Consider the following 21,271-nt stretch of genomic DNA (forward strand, 5'->3'; position numbering starts at 1 on the left):
CCGATACGAAGCCCACCTGCACAATCAAGCTTCGGGGCACCCCGCCGCAACCCCAAAGCAATGTCGCCCCCAGGCGACGAGCCGTCACAACCACCCCCGCTCCTCAGCAACCCGAACCGCCCCCATCCGATTCCGGGCCCCGGTCTTGGCAATAGCCCCAGACAAATAATTCCGGACCGTCCCCTCAGACAAATACAAACTCCCGGCAATCTCCGCCACCGACCCCCCGCCCCGAGCCGCGATCAACACATCCCTCTCCCGGGCAGTCAACGGCGATTCCCCCGCGGCCAAGGTAGCCACCGCCAATGCCGGATCCACCACCCGCTCCCCTCGCATCACCCGCCGAATGGCATCCCCCAATGCCTCGGCAGGCGCATCCTTGACCACAAAACCGACCGCCCCAGCCTCCATAGCCCGCCGCAAATACCCGGCCCGCCCGAACGTCGTCAGAACAACCACCCGGCACGCAGGCGCCTGTTCAGCCAAAACCGCGGCCGCGGCCAACCCGTCCAACCCCGGCATCTCGATATCCAGCAACGCAACATCCGGTCGGTGCTCAAGCGCGGCCCCCGCCACCTCATCCCCCCGCCCCACCTGCGCAACCACCACAAAATCGTCCTCAAGATCAAGCAAGGTCCCCAACGCCTGCCGCACCAAGGCCTGATCGTCGGCGAGCAACAACCGGATAGTCACGCCACAGTCACCCGCAACCGCCACCCCCGAGGCCGAATCGGCCCCGCCTCCATCCGCCCGCCGGCCGCCACGACCCGATCCCGCAATCCGGACAACCCATTCCCCGAATCCGCGGAAGCGCCGGCACCGTCGTCACGGATCTCCACGGAAGAACCCGAAACAGTCACCGCACAAGCGGTAGCCCGAGAATGCCGGACCACGTTAGTCAACCCCTCCCGAACCACCCACCCGAACAACTCCTGATGCGGCCCGTCGACAGCGGCGGGAAGATCCGCACTAATCCCCGCGGCCCGCAACAATTCCCGTCCCCGCGCGAGCTCCCCGGCCAGCGTCACATCCCGGTACCCGGAAACTGCCGCCCGAACATCCGCCAGCGCCTGCCGGGACAACTGCTCAACCTCGCCGATCTCCTCGACCACCCGCTCGTCCCCCTTCTCCGCGAGCCGCCGGGCAAGATTGCTCTTCACGGTGATCGCGGTAAGCGAATGTCCCAAGAGATCATGCAAATCCCGCGAGATCCGCGACCGTTCCGCATCCGCGGCCAACCGCTGCACCTCCGCCCGCGCCTGCACTAACGCCCGGTTCGCCCGCAACGCCTCCGCGAACGCGACGACCACCAACACGGTGAACACCAACGCCGCGGCCTGCGCCCACCCCGGGTCCGCACGCCAAACCGCCCACGGCACCACCACAGTCGCTGCCGCCGCGACCGGCACGATGACCGCACCCCAGCGCGGCAACCGCGGAACCGCGAGCGAAACCACCACGGCAAGCAGGTAAAAGGCATTCGCCCGGGCGATCGGCAGCACGACGGCGAACAGCACCGTCAACACCCCGGTCAGGATCCAGAAAAGCCGGCTCCGGAACCGGTAAGCGGCGACGGCCGCCCCGATGTAGCACACGCAGAACGCCAGCAGCGCCACCACCGCCGCCGGCCGCTCTCCCGTCTGGGCGAGGACGATCAGCGGGTACACCAGGAGGCCGGCGTCCAGCACGAGCCGACGCCAGCCCAGTACCCAGCGTTGCGCGTCGGAATCGGGGCCGCGGTCCACGTCCGGCACGCTACTCGGAGACCAGCGAACGCACGTGCCCTCCGTTGACCAGGACGACCACCGCCAGCAGCAGCACCCCGCAGACGCCCTGCTCAAGCCGGACCCACAGCGGCAGGAAGCCCGGAATCGACACGATGACGACGATCGCGACCGTCATCACCGCTGACACGATCCGGAGCCGCAGCAGCCCTCGTTTCGACCCGCGAGCCGCGCTTCTCGCGAACAGGAACGTCAGCAGCGCGCTCGCCGCCACAATCGTGGCCCGGACCCAGACGACGTCGGTGACCATCGACGGGTCGTCGCGGAGGAGGAAGATCGCGCCGAGGGTGAGCACGCTCAGCGCCAGGTAGGCCCCGGTGAGGACGCGGACCGCCCTGATCCGGGGATGTTCGGAAACCGTTGCGGGGCGGGAGGTCATGACTGTCCTTTCCAGACCGTGAATCGGCCCGGAGGTCCGGCGCCGCGTGCCCGTCCCATGGTGGTGCGGACGGGCAAGCGAGCCGTAGTGTCACCGCGCACCGGTGCGCGATGACATTTGTCAGAACCCGGTCATCCGCGACGTCAGCGGGCAGCCGTGAGCTTCGGCCCGATCGCCGCGCCGACGATCACGAGCACCCCGCCGAGGAGGAGCAGATACGCGCCGAGCCCGATCTTCGACAGATCCTCGTAGAACATCGCGATGATCCCCGCGATGTGGAAGAGCAGCATGACCGTCGCCCGCCCCGCGAAGACGGTGCGGTACCACCAGAAGTTCGGCGGAGTGAGTTCCCGGCGGCGGATCCCGCTGAACCAGTACGCGGACCTCTTCGTGCGCAACGCGCCGAGCGTCCACGGGAGAGTGGACAACAACGTCCCGGCGATCAGGATGAAGGCGAGGAACCGCACGTACATCGCGGCGAAGCTGTCCATGCCGGACGTCATCTTGCTGAAGGCGTCGAGGAAGGTGACCGAGGCGGTTTGGGAGCCCAGGGTGAACGTGACCCAGGGGATGAAGAGGGCGACGACCTCGAGGATGCCGCCGAGCGCCACCGGAATCGCGCCGAGCCCCGCGGTGGTGAGCGGCTGGTTTTGGGGCAGGAAGCCCTGGCCGGGTTGCGGTGCGTAGCCGGTGCCCGGCTGCTGGGGCGGGTAGCCCGGCTGTTGTGCTGGATAACCCGGCTGGCCGGGGTAGGCAGCTTGGCCAGGGTAGGGCTGGCCCGGCTGGAACTGACCGGGTTGCGGCTGGCCCGGTTGCCCGGGGTGCTGTCCCGGCTGCGGTTGCCCAGCCTGCCCCGGCTGCGGTTGCCCGGCCTGCCCCGGCTGCGGTTGCCCAGCCTGCCCAGCCTGCCCCGGCTGCGGCTGCCCAGCCTGCCCCGGCTGCGGCTGCCCAGCCTGCCCCGGCTGCGGCTGCCCAGGCTGCCCCGGCTGCGGTTGCCCGGCCTGGCCCGGGTAGGACCCCGGCGCGGGCTGGCCCGGGTACTGCTGCGCGGGCTGCCCGTACTGCGGAGGCTGCCCAGGCTGCTGCGGATAACCCGGCTGAACTCCGGGCTGCTGCGGATAACCGGCGCCCGGCGGAGGCGGCTGCCATCCCGGCGGGACCGCGCCCGGCTCCTGCGGCGTGCCCGGCTGCTCCTGTGGACCCCCTGAGGTACTCATGGCCGCCGATGGTAACTGCCGCGCCGACGCGGCGATCGGCGAAAGTCCGGCTCGGCCATGACGAGTCCGCACAACGGGACCGATCGGCTCCCCGAACGCCGCACAACGGGCCCGATGAGCAGGCCCATCGCCGAAACCACGCCCGGAGAGCCACCCACCGGAACCACTGAGCCAGCCGCCTGGCCGAGTGCTTCCCAGCCCGGCCAGCGCCGCGCATCCAGGCGCGGCGCGGACCGGTCTCACCCGGCAAAGTCACCGGGCAGCGCGCAGGATCAGTTCCGCCACCGCCTCCGGCCGCGAAACCAGCACCGCGTGCGAAGCGCCCTCCACCTCGACGACCTCCGCCTCCGCGCGTTCCGCCATGAAACGCTGCGCCGCGGCCGGGATGTTCTTGTCCGCGGTCGGGATCAGGCTGTACACCGGCAAGTCCTTCCACGCCGGTGCGGGCGAGGCCTCGTCAAGGGCCGCCGCGGCGATCGGGCGTTGGCCTGCTGCCATCTGGCTGGCCGGTGCGGCCGGGAACTGCTGGCGGGAACAGGTCCTGCCGGACATAAAGGTCTACGCCGTTCGACAGGGCGACCTGCTCCAACGTCTCTCCGAGGGTGCCGCCGGGGAACTTTCCGGCCAGTTCGCCCGCGCTTTCGCCCTCGTCCGGGAGGAATCCCGCGATGGAGACCAGCGCCCGCACCCCGTCGCGGCGGCCGAGATCACCGAGCCGCCGTAAGAGTGGCCGGCCAGGACGATCGGGCCCTCGATGCGGTCCAGCAAAGACCGCACGTAGGCGGCGTCCTCGGCGACTCCGCGCAGCGGGTTCGCTGCCGCGATCACCCGATGCCCGGCGGCTCGCAACCGCTCGATCTCCCCGTTCCAGCTGGACGAATCCGCAAACGCGCCGTGCACCAGAACGACAGTGGCAGTCAGGAGGTCCTCCGCGGAGAAAGTTCCGAACGGGACCAACAGTACAACTAAGTTGTGCACAATCACGTTGCACTCAATGAGACCTGGGTCACGGCTCCCGGTAGGCGCGCGGCGGGGTGCCGAGCAGGCGGCTGAACATCGTCGTGAAGGCGGCCGGGCTTTCGTATCCGAGGGTGACCGCGACGTCGGCGACCGGAAGGTCCGCGGCCAGCAGCGGGAGCGCGTACAGCACACAGGCCCGCTCGCGCCAGCGCGCGAAGCTCAGGCCCGTTTCGGCGCGGAACAACCGGTGCAGCGTCCGTTCGCTGACGTGCAGTGCCTCCGCCCAGCGAGACGGCGGATCGTGCACATCGGGAGCGTCCGAAAAGGACCGGCACAGTGCGCGCAAGCCCTCGTGCCGCGGCCACGGGAGTTCCAGCGGCAACGGAACACAGCGGGAAATTTCTTGCAGCAGAAGGGAAATCAGCGTGGCATCGCGACCGCGGCGAGGGTACTCCGGTGCGACGTCCACGGCTTCCCGGAGCAATTCCCGCAGCAAGGGCGAGACGTCGACGGCCTGGCAGCGGCGCGGGAACCACGGCACCGCGGAGGGTTCCAGATACAGGCTGCGCGTGGTCACGTTCATCATCACGACGCTGTGGTCGGTTTCCGGCGGGATCAGCACCGCGCGCCGCGTCGGGACGGTCCAGGTTCCGTCGGCCGTTCCGACCCGCATGGCGCCGGTGGCTCCGTAGAGGAACTGCGCGCGGCGATGGCGGTGCGGCGGCAGGAAGTGGTCCGGCGGATAGTCCGTGCTGATCGCGAGCACGGCCCGCGGCAGGGCGTCGACCTCGGACAACGGAACGTTGCGCATGCCTACAGAGTAGGTGTCCGATCCTCGAAAGAATCTGGCGAATCTTCGGATGCGCGCCGCACCCGGCACGGCCTACCTTGAAGCCAGTGTCGACCTCGATCCTGATTCTTCTGCTCTTCGGCTGCCTCAGCGGCGTCACAACCGTGCTGTTCGGTTTCGGCGGCGGATTCGTCACCGTGCCGGTGGTCGCGGCGGTCACGAGCCGCGGCGACGCGATGCATGTCGCAGTCGCCACGTCTACCGCGGTGATGGTGGTGAACGCGGTCAGCGCGACCGTCGTGCAAGCCCGGGCCGGACGTCTCCGTCGCGACTACATCTGGCCGCTCGCCGCGTTCGTCGCGATCGGCGCCGGCATAGGTTCGGTGGCCGCCACCTACGCGGGGGACGGACTGTTGCGCGTCCTGTTCATCGGCTACCTGGCAGTGACCATTGTGGACAGCCTGGCGCGCGGCGGATTCCTTAAACCGCAAGGGGAACCTAAGCCGCTGAGCACCTTCACGACTACCGCGGGCGGGGTCGGCATCGGTGCGGTGGCGAGTTTTCTCGGGGTGGGCGGCAGCGTCATGACGGTGCCGTTGCTGCGCCGCAAGGGACTGCCGATGGCGGACGCGGCGGCGATGGCGAACCCGCTCAGCGTGCCGGTCGCGGTGGTGGCGACCGCGGTTTACGCGACAGCGGGCAGCGGGCCGTCGGGGTACCTCGATCCGATCTCGGGTGCGGCGCTGCTGGCCGGTTCACTGCCGACGATCGCGCTCGTCCGCCGGGTCGCCGACCGGTTGCCGGACAAGGTGCACGCCGTCGCCTACGTGGTGCTGCTGGCGGCGGCGCTGATCGCGGTCGCGGTCAGCTGAGCACCGACCGGACGGTGTCCTCGTCGCGCGCGACGACCGTGGTGCCGTCGTCGGCGGTGATGATCGGACGCTGGATCAGCTCCGGGTGCCCGGCGAGCGCGGCGATCCACCGTGGACGGTCCCGCGGGGTCCGGGACCAGGATTTCAGCTCGAGTTCGCCGGCGATTTTCTCGCCGGTGCGGGTGATGTCCCACGGGTCGAGGCCGAGCCGGTCGAGCACCGCGACGAGTTCCGCCTCGGTCGGCGGGTCCTCCAGGTAGCGGCGCACGGTGTACTCCGCGCCCGCCTCGTCGAGCAGCGACACCGCCGAGCGGCACTTGGCGCACCGCGGGTTCACCCAGATCTCCACCCGCGCAGTTTACCCCGCGTGGTGTTGCGGGCGGAGTCCTTGGCAGGCAAGAGTTCTTCGGTGCGTCCTGGATCACTTGCCCGGACCGGGTGGAACGGGCGTACCGTTCGTACATGACCCTGCCGATTACCACCGACCGTCTCGTGATCCGGGACTGGACGACTGAGGACGCCGAAGCCGCGTATCAGATCTACGGCTCTTCCGACGTGACGCATTGGCTCACTCCCGCGATGGACCGGGTGTCCGATGCCGCCGCGATGCGGTCGGTGTTGCAGGCCTGGCAGGAGGCACAGCCCAATCTGATTCCGCCTCGGGGGCGGTGGGCGGTGGAGCTGCGTTCCGACGGCCGGGTCATCGGGGGGCTGGGGATTCGGTTGCTGCCTCCCTATCGGGAGGATTTGGAGTTGAGCTGGCAGTTGCGGCCCGAGGAGTGGGGGCACGGGTACGCGACCGAGGCCGGGCGGGCGTTGGTGGAGTGGGCGTTTTCCCAGGACGGGACGGATGAGTTGTTCGCGGTTGCCCGGCCTAGCAATTCGCGGGCGATCGCCACTGCGGAGCGGATCGGGATGCAGTGGGTGGGGGAGACCACCAAGTACTACGAGTTGAGGTTGCAGGTTTACCGGGTTCGGCGGGGGGATGTTGTCTGAGGCCTCGCGGGGGTTGCCTCGGTTGCGGTGTCGTGAGGGGAACCCTGGGGGAATCTGAGTCTCTGCGGGTTCCCCTCACGACCGGCTCGCTGCCTCCGGGAGGGCGTTGGATCGTCAGCGGGTGGCGGCGGCGGGAGTCCAGAGGGCGTCGATTTCTCGTTCCGCGGCGGCGAGGCTTTCTTCGGCATGCTGGCGGAATTCCGCCAGCGCCGGGTTGACGCCTGCCATGGTGAATTCCGCGGTGATGAAGCGCGGTTCCAGACCGGTCAAGGAAAGACCGTGGGGCAGCCAGCCTTCTGCGTGGTCCCAGCCGTGGCGAGGGGCGCCTTCACCGTAGCCGCCGCCGCGGCTTGCCAGTACCAGGAGTTCCCGGCCGGAGCCCAGGACGGACGGGTCGTCGCCCGCGGCGGCGATCAGACGGTCCACCCAGGCTTTCACCGAACTGGGGGCGCCGTAGTTGTAGAGCGGCAGTCCTAGCAGCACGGTGTCCGCGGCCAGCACTTCCGCGGCCAGTTCTTCGCCGATTCGGGCGGCTTCGCGGTGGTCTTCGGTGTGCTCGGACGCGGGCGTGATGCGGGCTTCCCAGGCCAGGGGGTCCAGGTGCGGGATGGGGTTCGCGCCCAGATCTCGGTAGGTCACCGTCCCGTCCGGATGAGCCGCGAGCCAGGCTTGTGCGGCGCGAGCGCTGAGTTTGCGGCTCACCGAGCGGTCGCCGTTGATGCTGGAGTCAAGGTGCAGCAGGTGTGCCATGTCGATGACCGTCCGTAGATAGTTTGCGTAAGACAAACCATTTATAGCACGGCAGCCACCCGGACTGTCTCGTAGACTGGACACATGGTTCCGCTGCCGCTCGTCGCCCAGGCTCCGCGCAGGTCTGGTGCGTTGCTCGAGCACTTCGCGCGCCGGATCCGGCTGCGCGCGGAGAGCGTGCTCGCCCCGTTCGGGCTGCGGCCCCGGCATCTGATCGCCCTGACCGTCCTCCAGACCCGCGGTTCCAGCACCCAGCAGTCCCTCGCGCAGATCCTCGAGATGGACAGCACCAACGTCGTCGGCCTGCTCAACGATCTCGAAGCCGACCAGCTGATCGAGCGGCGCCGTTCGCCGGAGGACCGCAGGCGGCACGTCGTCGTGCTGACCGAGCGTGGCGCGAAGGAGCTGGCCCGGGCCGAGGCGGCGCTCGCGGCGGTCGAGGACGAGGTCTTCGCGGCGCTCGATCCGGATCAGCGCGAGCAGCTCTACAACTTGCTGTTGCAAGCGGCTTCCGGAACGGTCGACAGCAGCTCCTGCACCGAGGAGCCTCCGCCGACCCGCTGACGGGAGGGGCAGCGCATGGACGGTGCCGCCGAGCGGCTGGCGAAGTACCGCGCCATGCGCAACTTCGCGAAGACCGACGAGCCCTCTGGTGCGAATACCCCGAAGGAACCTGGTTACCGGTTCGTCGTGCAGCGGCATCGGGCGCGGCGGAAGCATTACGATTTCCGGCTCGAACTGGGTGGCGTGCTGGTCAGCTGGGCGGTGCCGAAGGGGCCGACACTCGATCCGAAGGCGCGGCGGATGGCCGTGCACGTCGAGGACCATCCGCTGGAGTACGCCGATTTCGAGGGTGTCATCCCGCGCGGCGAGTACGGCGGCGGCGACGTGATCGTGTGGGATCGCGGACGCTGGGAGCCGGTCGGCACCGACGATCCCGAGCAGGCGCTCGCGGACGGGAACCTGCACTTCGACCTCTACGGCGAGAAGCTGGCCGGGCGCTTCGTGCTGATCCGCCCCCAGAAGGACGATGACGGAAAGCAGTGGTTTCTGCTGCACAAGCGGGATGACCACGCCACCTCGGGCTGGGACGCCGAGGATCATCCGAAGTCGGTGAAAAGCGGGCTCACCAATGACGAGATCGCGGCCGCTCCGCCTGCGTTGTGGCGGAGCGATCTGCCCGCGACCGAGGCGGAAGTACCGTTGCACGCGGTGTTCGAGCCAGCGTCGGAGGACGAACTCAAAGCGCTGAGCGAACTGGGCAAGCAAGGCACGTGGACGGTCGCCGGGCGGCAGTTGAAGCTCACCAATCTCGACAAGACGTTGATCCCCGGCCGCGACGGCGAAGCGCCGATCACCAAACGGGAACTGATCGAGTACTACACCCGGATCGCGCCGACGATGCTCCCCTACCTCGCCGGCCGCGCGCTCAACACCAACCGGTTCCCCGGCGGTGCCGGCAGACCCGGGTTCTGGCACAAGGAGGTCCCCGGCCACGCGCCGGAGTGGCTGCACCGGTGGCATTACGAGGCAGCCGGCCCCGGCGACGTGCAGCAGTACCTCGTGCCCTCCGGCGTCGCGGATCTGGCCTGGCTGGCCAATTTCGCCGCGCTGGAACTGCACGCCTGGACGTCGCGCACGTCCGACGTGGAGCATCCGACCTGGCTGCTGTTCGACATCGACCCCGGTTCGGAAACTTCGTTCGACGACGTGCTCGCGCTCGCCCGGCTGCACCGCACCGCGCTCGATCACTTCGGGCTCATCGGGCGGCCGAAGACGACCGGGCAACGCGGGATCCAGATCTGGGTGCCGATCGAGCCGCGGTACACCTACGCCGAGACCCGGGCATGGGCGGAAACCGTGTCGAAATCGATCGGCAGAACCGTGCCGGACCTGGTGAGCTGGGCGTGGCAGAAGGACCGTCGCGGCGGGCTGGCGCGGCTCGACTACACGCAGAACGTGCTGAACAAAACCCTCGTCGCGCCGTACAGCGTGCGGCCGAAGCCGGGGGCGCCGGTGTCCGTCCCGCTGGAGTGGGACGAACTCGACGACCCCGGCCTCACTCCGGATCGGTGGACGATCCAGACGGTGCTCGATCGCGTGGCGAAGGCGGGAGATCCGTTCGCGCAGCTGCTTGACGTGCGCCAACGCCTGCCGCGGCTGTCGTGAAAATCCCCGCCGCGGCCACGACTGCGAAGCCGATCAGCAGATAGCGCGCGGACGTCACCATCGACGGTGCGCCCAAGTTCACCAGCAGACCGGCGATCGAGGCACCGAACGCCGTCGCCATCGTCAGCACGGTCGCGATCGCGGCGGCCGCTTGCTGACCGCTGGCCATCGCGGCGACCGACAGGTGCGGCATGGCGATGCCGATCCCCGTGCCCCCGGCGAGAAGGACGACCAGCCACGCCAGTACCGAGGCGTTTTCCTTCTGCAGCAAGGCAAGTACGACGAACGCGGCCGCCAGCAGCGTCGGTCCGGCCAGGCAGAGCAGCCGGACGCGGCGAGCCGAGGAGTTGACGATCTGGCCGGCGGACCAGCCGAAGGACAACGCGGCGGAGAAGAAACCCGCTGCGGCAGGCGGCAATCCGCCGAGATGCTGACCGAACAGCGGCAGGAACGCCTCGACCGAGACTCCCGCGGCGAGGCACATGATGGTCAGGTAGATCCACCGCAGCGGCGAGCCCGGCTCGTAGGCCTCAGCGGGCAGGACCCGCACCGCGGCCCGCTTCTCGACGAGCAGAAAAGCCGCGACGAAACCGAATCCCAGCACGATGCACGCGGCCATCGCGACGACGTTGGCCAAGATTCCGGCGATGCTCACCGCTCCGACCGCGCCCACGACGGCCACCAGCGCGAACGTCGGCACCGGGGTCGGCTCGCCGCTTCGCGCACTGCGCGGGAGCGCCCGCGGCACCAGCGCCGCAATCACGACCGCTGCGCCAGCCAGCACGACGAACGCCGCCCGCCACGAACCGAATTGCGCGAACAACCCGCCGAGCGCCGGGCCGACGAGGTTGCCGACGCCGAACATCGCCGAGATCAACGCACTCCCCCGCGTCCACAGATGCCGCGGCAGCGCCGAATGGATCACCGCGAACCCAAGTCCGGTCAGCAATCCGGCGCCCAAGCCTTGCACTCCGCGACCGGCCAGCAGCACCGGCATCGCCGGGCTCACCGCGCACACCACCGAGCCCGCCGCGAAAACGCCGAACCCGAGGTAGTACGCCGCCGCGTTGCCGAGGCGGGCGAGCGCCCGGCTGACGAACATCGTCGCGACGACCTGCGCGACCAGGAACGCTGTCATGTTCCACGCGTAGAGCCGCTCCCCTCCGATGTCGGCGACCGCGGTCGGCAAAAGGCTGGCCGCCACATAAATGTTGACCGCGCCGACCAGTACACCGCCGGCCAGCACGGCCGCGGTGCTGAAATGCGCTCCCAATTCGCGCCACGAACCCACTTGTTTCTCCTCCCGGATGCTTCCGCGGTCGCATCATGTCCGGGCGGGAGACCCCGGTAATCAGACAAATCAGGCGTGAACTGGGTCACATTTTGGTGAGTACCACCAGATAGCGGCACGCCTCGGCACCGGGATTCTCGTACGCGCAGTCGGCCGGGCGGCCCAGCTGGAGGCAGTCGCCCTCGCCGAGTTCGTGCACGACTTCGCCTTCGTGGAACCGCAACTGGCCGGACAGCACCCAGACCTGGTGATCGGCGAAGGCATAGGAACTGGCCGGAAACCCGGCTTTCGCACCGGGCGGCAGGTCGACCTCCACCAGCTCGGTAGCCCCGTGCCCGGGCGGCGAAACCGCGCGGCGCACGTAACCGGTGACCGGATCCTGCCAGGTCGGCTGGTCTTCGCGCCGAACAAACCTGCGGTCGTCGCCCTCCGCGCGAGCGATGAGTTCGGACAGCGTGAGCCCGAGCGCGGTGGCGAGGCGGCTCAGCAGCACGGCCGTCGGCTGCGCTTCGCCGCGCTCGATTTTCCCGATCATGGCGCGGGAAACCCCGGAACGTTCGGCGAGGACGCCAGCGGACAGCGCGCGGTCCTGCCGGGCTTCGCGCACCGCCGCGGCGAGCGAGGCGGAGAGGGGATCGGTCACAGTGGTCGACTATAGCAGCGGATCGTGTCTACTATCAGGGACATGTTGATCCGACCTGCCGAAGAACGGGACGCTGCGGCGTGCGCGGCGATCTACGCGCCGTACGTCCGGGACACCACGATCAGCTTCGAGACCGAACCGCCGACGCCGGCGGAAATGGCCGCCCGCATCGCGAAGGCGACGAAGTCGTACGCGTGGCTGGTGCTGGAAATCGACGGCGAGGTCGTCGGATACGCGTACGGAAGTCCGCACAAGGAGCGTGCCGCCTACCGTTGGTCGTGCGAGGTGAGTGTGTACCTGGCACAGGACCGTCGACGCGCGGGTGGCGGGAAAGCCTTGTACGAAGCCCTCTTTGCCCGGCTTGCCGAGCGCGGCCTCCGGATGGCGGTGGCTGGGATGACGCAGCCGAACGAAGCCAGCGTGGGGCTGCACAAGGCGATGGGCTTCGAGGTGATCGGGACTTATCGGCGGATCGGGTGGAAGCATGGTGCGTGGCGTGACGTGACGTGGATGCAGCGCGAACTGACCTCGTGAGTGGCGATCCCGGGGAGAACCGGGATCGCCACTCACGAGCCCAAGTCCAGTTCCTCGATGTCGTGCTCCAGACGGGCCCGCCAGGACCACTTCGGTTCCGTCCAGTCGGTGTCCGAGGGCGGCGGTTCCCCCAGCGGCAGCGCGGGATCGACCACGCCGTGCGTCACCCGGTAGGCCAGCGCGGAAGTCGCTGCGCGGATCCACTTGTCCCCCGCCGCACCAGAGGGCGGCGCGACTCCGAACGCGTGCGTGAACCACACCGGCAGCAACGCGCTCGATCCGATCGCGTCGGTGATCCGCTCGCGCAGCCGGGAATGCAGCTCTTCCCAATCCCGTTCGCACTTCTCGATCTGCGGCAGCACCCGGGTCCGCGTCACCTCGTCGGCCGCCAGAACCTGTTGCGCCGCTTCGGCATCCTGCTGCGCGGCGGGCAGCTGGCGATCCAGCACACCGCGCCGCCGGGCGATCACTTCGGACAGTCGCGACTCCGCGTCGTCGCGTTCCGGTGTGCCACGCTCGGCTTTCGCCAGCACCTCCAGCACGGCGATCAGCGCTTCTTCGCTCTGCCCCAACACTTCCCGTGCCTGCGGCAGCCGCGCGACATCCTCTTCGTACGGTCGGCGCTGACTCGGCGTGAGCAACTGCGCGGCCAGGCTGTGCCGCCGTTCCGCCTCCGCGGCGAGCTGCCGCAGCCGCGGGCCGACGTCGTCCAGGTCGACCACCGGCACCTTCTCCGACACCCGAACCGCGCGTTCGAGCACCAGCAACCGCTGCCGGAGCCGTTCGAGCTGCCGTGCGGTGTGGTCCAGCCGGGTTTCGTGCCGGGAATGGGTTTCGGCGAACGACTCGACCGTCTCGCGCAGTTCGGAAAGCTCGCGGACGGTGCGGTTTTCCAGATCGTCGACGGTCTCTTGCATACCGCCGACGGTGTCGGTGAGGGCGAGCAGTTCCGGATCGGCCTCCGGCCCCTCCTCGGCCGGGTAGTACTCGGTGTCGCGGTAGTACTCGGAGTAGGTCACCGCGCCTCCCGCACCAGGAACGCCACGGTCGCCACCGTGGTGAGCGCGGCCAGGATGACCACGATCAGCTGGGCGGCCGGCCCGGTCCCGATGAGCGCGACCGCGGTGAAGACCGCGGCCAGCACTCCGCTCCAGGCGGCACGCTGCCGCCGGTTGACCATCATCGGTGCCGGCCCGAGCGGCCCGAACGCGATCCGCAGTCCGGCTCCCAGCAGCGGCAACGCGAGCAGCAGCCAGACCGCGTTGAGCGCGCCGAACAGCATCATCGCCCCGCTCACCATCCCGACCGCGACCGGCGCGACCGCCAGGTACAGCGTCGTCCGCTGCACCTTCCCGCGCTTCGCCGCCAACCGGGCGAGCCGCACCTGTTCGACGGCGGCGTCGACCTCCTTCTCGGCGCTCAGCAGCGCCTCCGCCCGCTCGGCCAAGGCGTCGAGCGTCTGCGTGCGTTCGTCTTCCGCCTGGTCCGGCAGCTGCGCCAGACCCGCGCGAAGCTCACGGCGGAGCGCGGACGCGCGCGCCATCACGTGGTCGCGCTGGTCCTCTGCAGGCGTAGTCACCTGGCCACTGTAGGTACGAAGGGTGCCGAACCCGGGGAACGACGCGACTTCGGCCCGATCCGGTCAGAGGCGCAGCAGGTCTTTCCCGACGACCACCTCACCGTCGAACCCGGCCGCGGCGTGCTCGCGCCACACCTCGTCGGCGATATCCGCGTCAGCCGGGACGAAATGCGACAGCACGAGAGTCCCCACCCCCGCTTCCTTGGCCAATGCACCGACCCGCTCGACACTCGTGTGGCTCGCCAGCAGGTGATCCCGCAACGTCGTGCCGTTGTACCGGCTCACCATGGCATCGACCGCAGGCACATACATGACCTCATGCACCAGCACATCCGCACCAGCAGCCAACCGCACCAGGTTCTCGCACGGCGCGGTGTCGCCGGAGATCACGATCGACCGGTCCGCAGTGTCCACTCGGTAGGCGAACGCGTCCACGATCGGCGGGTGGTCCACGCGGGCCGCGGTGATCCGCGCGTTCTCGTCCTCGAAGACCACGCCGTCCGCCGCTACCTCGTGCGGGTCGAGCAGTTCGTCCAGCGGAGGCAGACCCTCGTCGCCGACCCGGGTGTCGATGTCGAAGCGGTTCATCGCCAGGAAATGCCGGGTCATGTCCGCGAGCGGCGGCGGGCCGAACGCGGGGACCTGTCGTTCCAGGTTGGCGGCCCAGGCCAGCAGGTAGAGGTTGCCGTAGTCGGCGTTGTGGTCGGAATGGTGATGGGTGATGCCGACCGCGCGCAACGAGTCGAGCGGGATGCCCGCGTGCACCAGCTGCCGGGCGACGCCGTTGCCGCAGTCGATCACATAGGTGGCTCCGTTGACGACGATCGCCTGTGCCGGAGCGCTCCGGGTGCGTTTCGGTGCGGGACCGCCCGCCGTGCCGAGGAGGATGAGCTGCGTGGTCATGCGTACTCGCTTTCGAGCTTGACGGAAGCAGAACGGCGGGCCAGCCACACGACGAGACCCAGCACGCTCCAGGCTGCCAGCGCGAGCAGCGCCGGCAGGGTGATCTGCTTGAGCAGCAACCAAGTCTGCACCGCGAGAATCGCGACGCCGAGCACGGACAGCGCGGCGTGCGACGTCCGGCGCATCCGGAACGGGGCCGCCGCGTGCAGTTCCGGACACTGCCGGCGAACCCGCCACGACGCGATGATCAGCAAAGTGAGCAACGGCCCGGTCACGATCGACGTCATGGCTGCGATGTTCGCGACGCTGAAGCCGGCGAGCACCGGCACCACGCCGATCAGGTAGAGGATCGTCAGCAGCCAGTGCGGGGTGCCGAACCGGCGGTTCACCGCGCCGAGCCCGGCGGGCAGCCAGCCGTCGCCGGTCGCGGCCAGCACGGGTTTCGTCGCGGCCAGCAGCAGCGAATTGATGTGGCCGATCACCGACGCCATCGCGCCGCCGAGGATGAAGAACGCGAAACCGCCCGGGGAAAGGAGGTGCCGGGCGACGTCCGACATCGGCTTGCCCGCGGACGCCGCTGCCCCGAGCACGCCCACCGACGGGATCGCCACGACCACGTAGATCACCGCCGCGACGAGAGTGCCGCCGACAACGGACAGCGGGATGTCGCGTCCCGGCCGCTTCATCTCCCCGCCGATGTCGGCGATGAGGAAGGCACCGGTGGTGGCGAAGGTGAGCATGGCCGCCGCGTTGAGCAAGCCGCCGATGCCGTGCGGGGTCAGGTTCCCGAACTCGCTCCACCGCACCTGCCCGGCACCCGCGATCCCGTACAGCAGGAAGGCGGCGAGCATGACGACCGCGAGCACGATGCCGACGCGGCTGGAGAACGTCGCGCCCGCCAGGTTCGTCAGGAAGAACACCGTGATCAGAGCGATTGCCAGCGGCCGGACCGGAACGCCCGGCATGAGCGCGCTGACGTAGTTCGCCCCGGCCAGCGCCATCAGGCTGAGCTGGATGACCGACACGGCGGACAGCCACATCGACGCGAATCCGGCGGCAGGCGAGACCAGCCGCGCGGCATAGGTGTAGCGGCCGCCGGTGACCGGCATCGCGCTGCCGAGCGACGCGATCGGCAGCGAATAGACGATCACCGCGAGCGCTGCGATGGCGAAGGCGATCGGCGCGCCGGCCCCGGTCAGCGCGATGGCGGTGCCCATCAACGCGACGACCCCGCCGCCGACTACCTGATGGAACGAAACTCCGACGGCTTGGAAAAGGGAGATGCTTCGCTTGAGGTTCGCGTCTGCTTCGGTCGGCATCCTGATCACTGCCTTCTGCTGGCCGTTGTCGATCGGCACAGCGTGACCCAATCCGCGACGCTTCGGAAATACCGAATGCCCGCCCTGGCATAGCCGTTCGGGAATACCGCGGGATAGCCGGGCGGGCATGGGAGCGAGCGAATCAGGCATTGGACGGGCATGACGCCCGGCAAGAACGATGAGAAGCCCGCGTTCCTTCTCCGACCTTGTGGAGTTCCCATGACCGTGGCCCTCGCCGAAGCGGCCGCCCGCGATCTCGACGCCCAGGACCCGTTGCCGACGTTGCGGGCGCGGTTCCACCTCCCGCCCGCGACCGGCGGCGGCTACCCCGAGGCGGCCTACTTCGCCGGGAACTCCCTCGGCCTGCAGCCGGCCGCGACCCGCGCCGCGCTGGACGCGGAACTCGCCGACTGGGCCCGGCTGGGCGTCGAAGGCCACGTCGCAGCAGCGCGTCCGTGGGTCTCCTACCACCAGCAGCTACGCGATCCGGCCGCCCGGCTCGTCGGCGCGCGCCCGGCCGAGGTCGTGCTGATGAACTCGCTGACGGTCAACCTGCACCTGATGATGGTCAGCTTCTACCGGCCGACCCCGCGACGGCAGGCGATCGTCATCGAGGACACCGCGTTCCCGTCCGACAGCTACGCGGTGCGCAGCCAGGTCGCGTTCCACGGCTACGACCCGGACGAAGCCGTCATCCGGCTTTCGCCCCGTCCCGGGGAATCGACGTTGCGCAGCGAGGACATCGCCAGCTGGCTTGCCGAACACGGGCATCGGGTCGCGCTCGTCCTGCTGGGCGGAGTCAATTACTACAGCGGAGAACTGCTCGACATCCCGGCGATCACCCGCGCCGGGCAGGCCGCCGGAGCGATCGTGGGGTGGGATCTCGCGCACGCGGCGGGCAATGTGCCGCTGCGGCTGCACGACTGGGGCGTCGACTGGGCTGCTTGGTGCACCTACAAATATCTCAACAGCGGACCGGGCGCGATCGCGGGCGCGTTCGTGCACGAGCGGCATCTCGCGGACCGTTCGCTGCCGAAGCTGGCAGGCTGGTGGAGCACCGACCCGGACGTGCGGTTCCGGATGCGGCCGACGGTGACCCCGGTCGACACCGCCGACTCGTGGCAGCTGTCGAACCCGCCGATCCTCGCGATGGCCCCGGTGCGAGCCTCGCTGGAGATGTTCGACGCGGTGGGCATGGACGCCTTGCGCGCCAAGAGCATCCGGCTGACCGCGTACCTGGAAACGCTGCTCGGCGAGATCTGCGCGGAAGGTCCGATGGAGGTGCTCACGCCGCGCGCCCCAGACCGTCGGGGCGCACAGCTTTCCGTCCGCCTGCACGGTTTGGCCGCCGACGAGGTCAGCGCCGCGTTGCGGATCCGGCACGGCGTTGTCGCGGACGCACGCCGCCCGGACGTCATCCGCCTCGCGCCGGTGCCGATGTACTCCACCTTCCACGACTGCTGGCGCGCGGCGACCGCGCTGGCGGAGGTCGCTAGCGGTTCTTGCGCCGGATCTTGATCGTCCGCAGGTCGGTGACCGCGTAGTTCAGGTCCCGGTACGGCAGGCCATGCGCGGCCAACGCGGCGGTCGCGCCGTCTTTGGCCGCGCGTTCGTCGTCGTCCGGACCGGCCGGGACCTGGCAGCGGAAGGTGAACGCCGTCGCGTTGACGTCGTGGGTGAAGGTGCCTTCCTCGGTGAAGGCGACGTCGGTCTCGGCCTCCAGCAAAGCACGGGCGGCCTCGTCGAGAGCGTCGAATTTGCCGCGGATGATCACGCGGAACGCGTCCATGTCAAGTGTCCTTCCGGATCGCATAAGTCAGTACTTGCTCGCCGAGCAGGCCTTCCACCGCGTCGAGGAGCGTCAGTGCCGCCTCCGCGATGTCGTCCGGTCGCTCGCCGGCGACGGTGCGTTTGCCGATCTCGCCGTACAGCAGGTTGTGCACCCACCCGATCTGCGCGGCGACCAGCCCGGGCACCGGATCTCCCCGCGCCGCGCCGGTTTCCGCGGCCAGCAGGTCGGCGAGTTCGGCGACCATCTGCTCGCCGAGATCCCGCAGCCGGGCGGCGAGCGTGGGCGCGGCCAGCATCATCGGCAGCACCCGGCCGAACCCCGGACTGAGCCCGATCGTCCGCGAGCGCCGCTGGATCTCGCCGCGCAGGTGGTCCAGCACCGCGCGCGCCGCGGACACTCCCGGCCCGCGCGCCTGCACGATCCCGGCCAGCCGTCCCGCCGACGCCTCCGACGGCGGCAGCACCAGGTCTTCCTTGACGCGGAAGTGGTTGTAGACGGTGTTGACCGCGACGTCGGCGGCCTCGGCCACCTCGGCGATCGTCACCGCCTCGAATCCGCGGTCGACGAACATCCGCAGCGCGGTTTCCGCGATGCGCTGCACCGTCTCCTGCTTCTTCCGTTCTCGAAGTCCCACGCCGGATAGTGAAGCAGACTGCAAACTTGGTGTCGACTCTATTTTTTCCCAGCCTCGGGACATCGCATCTGAGGAGAAGCGCGCCGTGCTGCTTCGCGAGGGGGCGACCTGTGGCGCGGATCCGGCCCCCGAACTGTCCGCTGCGCACACCGAAATCCTCCGTGAGACGGTCGCCGACGAGGATGTCGCGCGGACAAATCCGCGAGCCGGAACACCGAGGTCGCGCGCTGCGCCATCGGACGCCCGGCCGCGTGGACGTCCCGACAGCCCCGGCCACCGACTCGAAGCCTGCACCCCGTGCGACGCCGCTTCCCGGGACGCACTGCGGCTGCTCGCTTCGCGCTAACCGCCGCCGAAACCGCCCTGCCCGCAGCACCTGGTATGGCATCATCCGCCGGTGACCGGAGAGCGAAGCGACCCACATTCCATCGAGGAGGAGGACCTCGATGATTTCGACTCCTGGACCGCCCAAGCCGCGCTGGCCTCCTTGATCGACGAAACGCTCAGCTCGCCCGAAGTCACCCGGCTGCTCGCGCGCGAATCGCTGCGCACCGAAGTCGTCCGCGAGGAACTGTTCGCGAACGAGACGCTGCTCGCGAAGATCCGGACGCTGCAGGATCAGGTCATGGCCGAAGGCGACCGCGGGTTCCGGCCGCGAAACCGGGCGGTGTCGCCAGGCGAGGTGATCTGGCTGCTCGTCGCGGTGCTGCTCGGGCTCTGCTACCTCAGCCTGATGAGCGCCGCGTGGACCCAGCTTCCGCTGTTCTTCCGGGTTTTCGCCGGAATGATGATGCCGTGCGTCCTGTTCGCCACCGGCGCGCTCGCGGTCCGCAAGGTCGCCGCGCTGCACGAGTGGATCAATCCGGACTCCATGCAGTTCCACGAGGAGCAATTCGGCCTTGGACCGCGGCGTTCGTTCGCCGCGCGCGAGATCGTGCTGCCCGAGGTCCGCGACGTCATTTCCGCGCACCGGCGGCTGCATTTCGGCACGACGCTGGTTTTCGACCAGCAACACGACCTCGGCGAGGAGGACAGCAGCCGGATCGTGCCGACCGCAGCGGCGAAACGGATCCGGCGTGTCCTCGAACGCGCGGGGTCCGGCGCGGTGGCGCTCGGCGGGCAACGCGGGTCCGGCAAAACCACCGCGATCCGTTCCCTGCAGCGAGGTCTGCTGCACGGCAGCGAAAACCCCGCGCCACTGGTCGTCGTCGCCTCCGCCCCGGCCACCTACGACGCCCGCGATTTCGTGCTGCACCTGCACAAACTGCTGTGCCAAGCCGTCCTCGCCCGGATCCGGCGGGCACTGGGCCCGGAACTCGGCTGGCGCTGGTGGGCCCGCCGGTTCTGGCGCGGGTCGGCCGGCCTCGTCCTCTCGGCCGCGTTCGGCTGGGCGATCGGCGGCCTGCTGTGGAACGGAGAATTCACGCAGTTCCCCGCCGAACTGTGGCAGACCATCACCGCAGCGCGCTTCCCGGACTTGCTAGGTCCATTGTGGACTAATCAACCGGTGGGCAACCGGATCGCCCTGGCCGTGGTCGCCGTCCTCGCGCTTCGCTGGGCATGGAAACTCCTCGCGACCGCGACCGGCGCAGTACTCCTCTTCCTGCGACGGAAGTCGTCCGCCGGACCGCGCGCTCTCGAAGCCGAAGCACGACGGCAGTTGCTGCGGATCCAGTACCTCCTGACCTACACCACCGGCTGGTCGGGCAAGCTCGCCGTCCCGGCCGGCGGCGAACTGGGCCGCACCCGCACCACGCAACGGGCCGAACAGCAGCTGACGCATCCGGAGGTCGTCGACGAGTTCCGCGCGTTCGCCCAGCTGACCGCCGAGTCCTTGCGCGAGGACGGAATCACCGACCGGGTCGTGGTCGCCATCGACGAACTGGACAAGATCGGCGAGCAGGACAAAGCCCAGCAGCTGGTGAACGACATCAAGGGCATCTTCGGCGTGCCCGGCTGCCTGTACTTCGTGGCGGTGTCCGACGACGCGGTGCTCAGCTTCGAGCAACGCGGACTGGCCGTGCGCGACGCGTTCGACAGCGCGTTTTCCGAGGTGGTGCGCCTGGAATCGTTCACGCTGGACGAAAGCAGGCTGTGGATCGCGCAGCGGCTGCCCGGCGTACCGGAGCAGTTCTGCTACCTCGGCCACTGCCTCTCCGGCGGCCTGCCGCGCGACCTGCGCCGCACGACGATCGACATGGTGGACGTGACGATCGAACACTACGAGCCGTCGCTGTCGACGGTCACCGGCATCCTGGTCCGCGCCGACCTGACCGCCAAGGCGAGCGGCTTCACCGGACAAGCCCGTGGACTCGCGCAAACGCCGGAGCTGACCGAACTGTGGCCGAAACTGCTCCGCATCCCCGACACCCGCGAAGCCGTGGAGCTCGCCGAACTCGCCGCCGAACTGCACGAAGGCGCGACCCCCGACCTCGCCGGCGCGGTCAACCGAGTGCGGCTGCACAGCAGCGCGTTCGTTCTCTTCTGCGCCACGGTCCTGGACGTGTTCACCGACGCGCTCACCCAATCCCGCCTCACGCCGAGCCTGCACGAACTAGCCGTCGCCCGACGGCGGCTCGCACTGGACCCGCACCTCGCGTGGGCCGCTTTGAACGACTTCCGCAAGGCACACGACCTGCCGTTGCCCGGGCGGGCATAG

At 69.3% G+C, this 21,271-nt stretch carries 23 protein-coding genes and 1 pseudogene; 8 read left to right on the top strand and 16 right to left on the bottom strand.

Annotation, left to right across the window (positions count from 1 at the left end; genetic code table 11):
- Window positions 1-84: 84 nt before the first annotated feature.
- The 4 genes from A4R44_RS37165 to A4R44_RS47555 all read right to left on the bottom strand — a co-directional run bounded on the left by A4R44_RS37165 (window position 85) and on the right by A4R44_RS47555 (window position 2,774).
- A complete protein-coding gene (locus A4R44_RS37165; protein ID WP_067591808.1) occupies window positions 85-693 on the bottom strand; it encodes a response regulator in 609 nt (202 codons plus the stop codon).
- Complete coding sequence (locus A4R44_RS37170) at window positions 690-1,745, bottom strand: sensor histidine kinase (RefSeq protein ID WP_232791948.1); 1,056 nt, start codon at window positions 1,743-1,745, stop codon at window positions 690-692. Before A4R44_RS37170 ends, A4R44_RS37165 begins: the two co-directional genes overlap by 4 nt.
- 10 nt (window positions 1,746-1,755) lie before the next feature.
- Complete coding sequence (locus A4R44_RS37175; protein ID WP_067591617.1) at window positions 1,756-2,163, bottom strand: hypothetical protein; 408 nt, start codon at window positions 2,161-2,163, stop codon at window positions 1,756-1,758.
- Window positions 2,164-2,306: 143 nt separating this feature from the next.
- The gene (locus A4R44_RS47555) at window positions 2,307-2,774 is read right to left on the bottom strand and encodes a hypothetical protein (protein ID WP_093574134.1); all 468 of its coding nucleotides are present in this window, start codon (window positions 2,772-2,774) and stop codon (window positions 2,307-2,309) included.
- 39 nt (window positions 2,775-2,813) lie between these two features.
- On the opposite strand from A4R44_RS47555, the gene A4R44_RS47560 reads away from it, so the two are divergent.
- Entirely contained in the window at window positions 2,814-3,371 is a 558-nt protein-coding gene (locus A4R44_RS47560) for a hypothetical protein (RefSeq protein ID WP_107648940.1), read from the top strand.
- A gap of 261 nt (window positions 3,372-3,632) precedes the next feature.
- Here A4R44_RS47560 and A4R44_RS37185 read toward each other — a convergent pair.
- Window positions 3,633-4,364: pseudogene (locus A4R44_RS37185) on the bottom strand (alpha/beta fold hydrolase).
- Window positions 4,365-4,386: 22 nt separating this feature from the next.
- Window positions 4,387-5,151 (bottom strand): helix-turn-helix transcriptional regulator, encoded by a 765-nt coding sequence (locus A4R44_RS37190; RefSeq protein WP_067591620.1) that lies wholly within the window; start codon window positions 5,149-5,151, stop codon window positions 4,387-4,389.
- 86 nt (window positions 5,152-5,237) lie between these two features.
- On the opposite strand from A4R44_RS37190, the gene A4R44_RS37195 reads away from it, so the two are divergent.
- Window positions 5,238-6,002 (top strand): sulfite exporter TauE/SafE family protein, encoded by a 765-nt coding sequence (locus A4R44_RS37195; protein ID WP_067591623.1) that lies wholly within the window; start codon window positions 5,238-5,240, stop codon window positions 6,000-6,002.
- Here A4R44_RS37195 and A4R44_RS37200 read toward each other — a convergent pair.
- Window positions 5,995-6,351, bottom strand: a complete 357-nt coding sequence (locus A4R44_RS37200) for an ArsC/Spx/MgsR family protein (RefSeq protein ID WP_067591626.1) — start codon at window positions 6,349-6,351, stop codon at window positions 5,995-5,997. The two genes, A4R44_RS37195 and A4R44_RS37200, sit on opposite strands and share 8 nt — an antisense overlap.
- A gap of 113 nt (window positions 6,352-6,464) precedes the next feature.
- Between A4R44_RS37200 and A4R44_RS37205 the strand changes: the two genes are divergently transcribed.
- Window positions 6,465-6,998, top strand: coding sequence for a GNAT family N-acetyltransferase (locus tag A4R44_RS37205; RefSeq protein ID WP_067591629.1), 534 nt, complete (start codon window positions 6,465-6,467; stop codon window positions 6,996-6,998).
- 114 nt (window positions 6,999-7,112) lie between these two features.
- On the opposite strand, the gene A4R44_RS37210 is transcribed toward A4R44_RS37205, so the two are convergent.
- Window positions 7,113-7,748 (bottom strand): FMN-dependent NADH-azoreductase, encoded by a 636-nt coding sequence (locus tag A4R44_RS37210; RefSeq protein WP_067591633.1) that lies wholly within the window; start codon window positions 7,746-7,748, stop codon window positions 7,113-7,115.
- 84 nt (window positions 7,749-7,832) lie between these two features.
- On the opposite strand from A4R44_RS37210, the gene A4R44_RS37215 reads away from it, so the two are divergent.
- Window positions 7,833-8,312: a MarR family winged helix-turn-helix transcriptional regulator gene (locus A4R44_RS37215; RefSeq protein ID WP_067591636.1), complete on the top strand. Its 480-nt coding sequence runs from the start codon at window positions 7,833-7,835 to the stop codon at window positions 8,310-8,312.
- Between the two features lie 15 nt (window positions 8,313-8,327).
- Window positions 8,328-9,917 carry a DNA polymerase domain-containing protein gene (locus tag A4R44_RS37220; RefSeq protein WP_067591639.1) on the top strand — a complete coding sequence of 530 codons (1,590 nt, stop codon included), beginning with the start codon at window positions 8,328-8,330 and terminating at the stop codon, window positions 9,915-9,917.
- Here A4R44_RS37220 and A4R44_RS37225 read toward each other — a convergent pair.
- Together A4R44_RS37225 and A4R44_RS37230 are read right to left on the bottom strand one after the other, a co-directional pair.
- Window positions 9,808-11,208 (bottom strand): MFS transporter, encoded by a 1,401-nt coding sequence (locus tag A4R44_RS37225; protein ID WP_067591642.1) that lies wholly within the window; start codon window positions 11,206-11,208, stop codon window positions 9,808-9,810. The genes A4R44_RS37220 and A4R44_RS37225 overlap by 110 nt on opposite strands.
- Window positions 11,209-11,293: 85 nt before the next feature.
- On the bottom strand, window positions 11,294-11,851 hold the full coding sequence (locus A4R44_RS37230; RefSeq protein WP_067591645.1) for a helix-turn-helix domain-containing protein: 558 nt from the start codon (window positions 11,849-11,851) through the stop codon (window positions 11,294-11,296).
- Between the two features lie 42 nt (window positions 11,852-11,893).
- On the opposite strand from A4R44_RS37230, the gene A4R44_RS37235 reads away from it, so the two are divergent.
- Complete coding sequence (locus A4R44_RS37235) at window positions 11,894-12,385, top strand: arsinothricin resistance N-acetyltransferase ArsN1 family B (protein WP_093574141.1); 492 nt, start codon at window positions 11,894-11,896, stop codon at window positions 12,383-12,385.
- Between the two features lie 32 nt (window positions 12,386-12,417).
- On the opposite strand, the gene A4R44_RS46665 is transcribed toward A4R44_RS37235, so the two are convergent.
- The 4 genes from A4R44_RS46665 to A4R44_RS37255 all read right to left on the bottom strand — a co-directional run bounded on the left by A4R44_RS46665 (window position 12,418) and on the right by A4R44_RS37255 (window position 16,225).
- Window positions 12,418-13,404, bottom strand: coding sequence for a hypothetical protein (locus A4R44_RS46665; protein WP_093574142.1), 987 nt, complete (start codon window positions 13,402-13,404; stop codon window positions 12,418-12,420).
- Window positions 13,401-13,964, bottom strand: coding sequence for a hypothetical protein (locus tag A4R44_RS37245; protein WP_067591648.1), 564 nt, complete (start codon window positions 13,962-13,964; stop codon window positions 13,401-13,403). Before A4R44_RS37245 ends, A4R44_RS46665 begins: the two co-directional genes overlap by 4 nt.
- A 63-nt stretch (window positions 13,965-14,027) precedes the next feature.
- Window positions 14,028-14,867, bottom strand: a complete 840-nt coding sequence (locus A4R44_RS37250) for an MBL fold metallo-hydrolase (protein ID WP_067591652.1) — start codon at window positions 14,865-14,867, stop codon at window positions 14,028-14,030.
- Window positions 14,864-16,225: an APC family permease gene (locus tag A4R44_RS37255; RefSeq protein ID WP_067591654.1), complete on the bottom strand. Its 1,362-nt coding sequence runs from the start codon at window positions 16,223-16,225 to the stop codon at window positions 14,864-14,866. The genes A4R44_RS37250 and A4R44_RS37255 overlap by 4 nt, the downstream gene beginning before the upstream one ends.
- 180 nt (window positions 16,226-16,405) lie before the next feature.
- On the opposite strand from A4R44_RS37255, the gene kynU reads away from it, so the two are divergent.
- Window positions 16,406-17,704 (top strand): kynureninase, encoded by a 1,299-nt coding sequence (kynU, locus tag A4R44_RS37260; RefSeq protein ID WP_067591660.1) that lies wholly within the window; start codon window positions 16,406-16,408, stop codon window positions 17,702-17,704.
- Here the strand turns inward: kynU and A4R44_RS37265 are convergent.
- Window positions 17,679-17,975, bottom strand: a complete 297-nt coding sequence (locus tag A4R44_RS37265) for a DUF6204 family protein (protein ID WP_067591662.1) — start codon at window positions 17,973-17,975, stop codon at window positions 17,679-17,681. The genes kynU and A4R44_RS37265 overlap by 26 nt on opposite strands.
- A gap of 1 nt (window position 17,976) precedes the next feature.
- Entirely contained in the window at window positions 17,977-18,612 is a 636-nt protein-coding gene (locus A4R44_RS37270; protein WP_067591664.1) for a TetR/AcrR family transcriptional regulator, read from the bottom strand.
- A gap of 397 nt (window positions 18,613-19,009) precedes the next feature.
- Here A4R44_RS37270 and A4R44_RS37275 point away from each other — a divergent pair, with 397 nt between their 5' ends.
- On the top strand, window positions 19,010-21,271 hold the full coding sequence (locus tag A4R44_RS37275; RefSeq protein ID WP_067591667.1) for a hypothetical protein: 2,262 nt from the start codon (window positions 19,010-19,012) through the stop codon (window positions 21,269-21,271).

The organism is Amycolatopsis sp. M39 (genome assembly GCF_001651785.1).
Lineage (GTDB): Bacteria > Actinomycetota > Actinomycetes > Mycobacteriales > Pseudonocardiaceae > Amycolatopsis > Amycolatopsis rubida.

Coding starts and splice junctions, on each gene's coding strand:
- A4R44_RS37175 (WP_067591617.1), bottom strand. CDS start 2,163: ATGACCTCCCGCCCCGCAACGGTTTCCGAACATCCCCGGATCAGGGCG.
- A4R44_RS37190 (WP_067591620.1), bottom strand. CDS start 5,151: ATGCGCAACGTTCCGTTGTCCGAGGTCGACGCCCTGCCGCGGGCCGTG.
- A4R44_RS37205 (WP_067591629.1), top strand. CDS start 6,465: ATGACCCTGCCGATTACCACCGACCGTCTCGTGATCCGGGACTGGACG.
- A4R44_RS37210 (WP_067591633.1), bottom strand. CDS start 7,748: ATGGCACACCTGCTGCACCTTGACTCCAGCATCAACGGCGACCGCTCG.
- A4R44_RS37215 (WP_067591636.1), top strand. CDS start 7,833: ATGGTTCCGCTGCCGCTCGTCGCCCAGGCTCCGCGCAGGTCTGGTGCG.
- A4R44_RS37220 (WP_067591639.1), top strand. CDS start 8,328: ATGGACGGTGCCGCCGAGCGGCTGGCGAAGTACCGCGCCATGCGCAAC.
- A4R44_RS37235 (WP_093574141.1), top strand. CDS start 11,894: ATGTTGATCCGACCTGCCGAAGAACGGGACGCTGCGGCGTGCGCGGCG.
- A4R44_RS37250 (WP_067591652.1), bottom strand. CDS start 14,867: ATGACCACGCAGCTCATCCTCCTCGGCACGGCGGGCGGTCCCGCACCG.
- kynU (WP_067591660.1), top strand. CDS start 16,406: ATGACCGTGGCCCTCGCCGAAGCGGCCGCCCGCGATCTCGACGCCCAG.
- A4R44_RS37265 (WP_067591662.1), bottom strand. CDS start 17,975: ATGGACGCGTTCCGCGTGATCATCCGCGGCAAATTCGACGCTCTCGAC.